This window comes from Agrobacterium sp. CFBP 3001 (assembly GCF_027871605.1).
Lineage (GTDB): Bacteria > Pseudomonadota > Alphaproteobacteria > Rhizobiales > Rhizobiaceae > Agrobacterium > Agrobacterium leguminum.
Genome location: NZ_JAQAHD010000049.1, coordinates 1 through 3,152, shown reverse-complemented (window position 1 = coordinate 3,152; position 3,152 = coordinate 1). Strand labels below are relative to the sequence as shown.

The 3,152-nt window shown below is 55.6% G+C and carries 4 protein-coding genes and 1 pseudogene; 3 read left to right on the top strand and 2 right to left on the bottom strand.

Going from position 1 to position 3,152, the window contains the following annotated elements; genetic code table 11:
• A partial coding sequence (locus tag PH605_RS25190) for a contractile injection system protein, VgrG/Pvc8 family (protein WP_442866772.1) occupies positions 1 to 269 on the bottom strand: 269 nt, incomplete at its 3' end.
• Between the two features lie 157 nt (positions 270 to 426).
• Between PH605_RS25190 and PH605_RS25185 the strand changes: the two genes are divergently transcribed.
• From PH605_RS25185 to PH605_RS25175, 3 genes are read left to right on the top strand one after another with little or no spacing between them, the layout of a single operon-like run.
• Entirely contained in the window at positions 427 to 1,398 is a 972-nt protein-coding gene (locus PH605_RS25185; protein ID WP_193559590.1) for a hypothetical protein, read from the top strand.
• A gap of 37 nt (positions 1,399 to 1,435) precedes the next feature.
• A complete protein-coding gene (locus PH605_RS25180) occupies positions 1,436 to 1,885 on the top strand; it encodes a hypothetical protein (protein ID WP_078053767.1) in 450 nt (149 codons plus the stop codon).
• Between the two features lie 55 nt (positions 1,886 to 1,940).
• On the top strand, positions 1,941 to 2,768 hold the full coding sequence (locus PH605_RS25175; protein WP_078053768.1) for a protein-L-isoaspartate O-methyltransferase family protein: 828 nt from the start codon (positions 1,941 to 1,943) through the stop codon (positions 2,766 to 2,768).
• A 104-nt stretch (positions 2,769 to 2,872) separates the two neighbouring features.
• On the opposite strand, the pseudogene PH605_RS25170 reads toward PH605_RS25175, so the two are convergent.
• Positions 2,873 to 3,152: pseudogene (locus PH605_RS25170) on the bottom strand (hypothetical protein); the annotation flags it as partial.

The window sequence follows — 3,152 nt, the reverse complement described above, 5'->3', positions numbered from 1 at the left end:
ACCAGGCCGTTGAAGGGGCGGCGAACACCGCCGCCATCGCCGTCGCCCTGGCTGATCTCGATGGAGATATCGACCAGCCGTCCGATCAGCTCTTCGGGCTTGACCGCTTCCTTCTTGGCACGCACCGTCAGACGAATGTCGAAGAGCTGCGATACGCCCTCGTCAACCGCAAGTCGTTCCGGCAGAAGCTGATCTTCCCCTAACGGAGACTTGACCTTGAGCACACGGCTCGCCTGAATGAAATCGGAAAAAGAAGTCTGATCATTCATGGCAAACCTCGATGGAAGATCGGAAAAATATCAATCAACTGCCAAAATCTCGACAGAATGCAATCAAACATTGTGGCGAAACCATGGATTCACCATGAATTCCGCAACCTGGATATGCCAAAATTCCATCGATGAAATCTGACAGGAGGGGGTGGACGTGCCGGTTGGAGCAAGGCCGAAACAGACAAAACACGACGCCGACCACTATGGCTTGCGTCGAGAAGAAGCCGCCGGGGCACACCGCGGTGCTGGCTGGTGGGTCAGCCTAAGGCGGCGCGGCCACAGGATCGTCAGGCTGTTCAAGGACAGTGTCTACGGTTCGGGCGATGCCGCCTATCGTCAGGCACGCGCCTACCGCGATGCCATTATCCTTGCAATTCCGCCTGCCACCAATCACGAGCAGGCCGTACTTCTGCGTAAGAACAATCGGAGCGGAATTTCCGGCGTGAGGCGCGTTGATGCGGCTGACGGGGATGTCTGGCAGGCAACGCTGATGACCAGTGAGGGGCAAAAAAGAGAAAACTTCTCCATCGCCAAATTCGGTGAGGAAGCGGCAAAGTCGATGGCGATCACGCAACGCCGCAAATGGCTGAAGGCACTACCCGTTACTCATCTCGCATACGCGCATCACGCTGCCGAGGTGGCACGCGCGCAGTTTGGCGACGAGCTTGCGCCGGCGGACGATGTTTTGCCCAAGGAGCGCCTGGACGATGCCGACATCGAGGCGCGCGTCAAAGCCATTAACGACCAATTTGATGCGTCTCGCCCGAAGCGACTGCGGGTCCGGGTCAAAAGTTACATGAAGGACAGGGTGTCCATCGCTGTTTCCGATGCGGGAAGCCCGGCACGGAAAAAGCTCATGCACCTCAATACGAGAGGCGGGGCCGGGGTCGAAATCATCGAAGCCATCAAAGATGTCATGAAAGAAGCGGTCGCGACCGTCTACGATCAAAATATCTGGCTTTGGTTCAGCTCGGAGCATGTAAACGAACTGCTCGACCCGCAGACCTTTGATATCGACCAAGGTTTCAACGTCCTGGTTATTGTGCCCGAGGAGCGGTTACGATCACATGCGGAACAACGAACGGAAGCGATCGATTATGCGCGGCACGAAGAGCAAACCATATAGATGCAAAATCCAAAAGCAGCACTGGCGGCCCACTGTCATGGCATCGTTTGCTCTTCCGCTCCTGATATCAGTCTCGATGGCAGCGGAACCCTCCGATCACGACAAGGCCAGATTACAGAAAGCCGTCCTCGGCTGCTTTATGGTTCCTGCCGGCGCGACAACCTCCGCCATCATCGAAGCACATTTCGAAGATGGGAAACTGAAAGGCGTGCCGAAAGTCGTGTCGAAAGGAGATGGGCCACTCAATAAGGCATTCGCACAAGCGGGTGTTCGTGCGATCCTGAAATGCGAAGCAAAGATCGCCGTCCTTCCAATCGATGGCGACGTACGCTTCAACTTCACGGCTGAGACAGCAGGGACAGGCGTAGCCCCTGATACCCCGAAAGAGGTCGCGCCAAAGAAACTTTCCCCCGGGCAACAGCCGGCCCACGAGAAGGAAGCGAAAAAGATCGAAAACTTCCTGAACGAACGCCGAATATCGGATTGAAGGCAAATTCCGATTGGTTTGTCAGATGTTTTCTACATCGACAGGAGACCAGCTCATGGCAAATGAACGAGCCAGCATCGAAGAAATACGCGGGTTTTACGCGCGGTTGATGGTAGAAGCGAGCAGGTCGTCCGACCCGCGGCTCGAAAGGGCTTTCGAGGTCGTGCCCCGCGAAGCTTTCTTCCCGCCTGGTCCCTGGAAAGTCATGATCAACCTCCGGTATTTCGATACGCCGAGTGCTGATCCCGTTTACCTCTACCATAACGTCCTGGTGGCGCTTGATGCAGACAAAGGAATCAACAACGGGGAGCCTTCGCTTCATGCGGCCTGGCTCGGAGCAGTTGCACCGCAACGCGGAGAAGCGGTCACGCATATCGGTGCGGGAACGGGATACTACTCAGCGATCCTGTCGATGCTCGTGTTGCCAACAGGTACAGTAACAGCCTTCGAAATCGACAAGAGCTTGGCTGAAAAAGCTCGAGTTAATCTTGAACCCTTCGAGGGAGTAAGCGTGATCAACGCTGACGCGACTCAAAAGCGGCTCCCTAAATCCGATGTGATCTATGTGAATGCTGGAGCGGCAGCACCTCCAATTGACTGGCTACGAGCACTCAAGCCCGGCGGTCGGATGATCTTTCCGTGGCGACCGAGCGAGGAAGTTGCCCTGACGCTGCTGGTTCGGGCCGACAGCGGCGGCTTCAGTGCCAAACCGTTGATGCCGGCATGGTTTATTCCATGCGTGGGCGCTTCAAGAGAGGTTGCTCCTTCCAGAGTGCCGGCCAATTTCGACGAGGCGCGGACTATACGGTCTATCTGGAGAAAGGCTGACCGCTTCCCCGACCAAAGTGCAATTGCCATCTATCCGGACGTCTGGTTTTCCTGAGAACCCACAGCAATTGAGTCAGGCAAGTGACACGCGCGACACCTTTTCCGTCTATTTTTCTGCTCGGTAACGACGTAAAATACGCTTCGGCTGTTCCCATTATCTCATCGACTTGAGTTGATATTGATGACGGCGGATGAACCTACCTGAACAAAAGAATACTCGACCGCACCTCGTTTCCACCAGGCTGTCGTACTTTCGATCGCGTCATTCTTGTCCAGATTATCCGGTGTACCAAGCCTCTCCGATAACGCATCCAGGAAACCGGCAGGCCTTGGCGTGGAATATGCGCATGCTTTGTGTCCGTTCGGACCAGCAGCAAGCCAAAAAGACAATGACTCGGCTCCGCCTGCCTTCTCTTGCCGCCAGCCCACAACGTCCACC

What these genes read in the sequence shown, in the direction of transcription:
- PH605_RS25175 (WP_078053768.1), top strand. Translation starts at nt 1,941, where the DNA reads ATGGCAAATGAACGAGCCAGCATCGAAGAAATACGCGGGTTTTACGCG.
- PH605_RS25180 (WP_078053767.1), top strand. Translation starts at nt 1,436, where the DNA reads ATGGCATCGTTTGCTCTTCCGCTCCTGATATCAGTCTCGATGGCAGCG.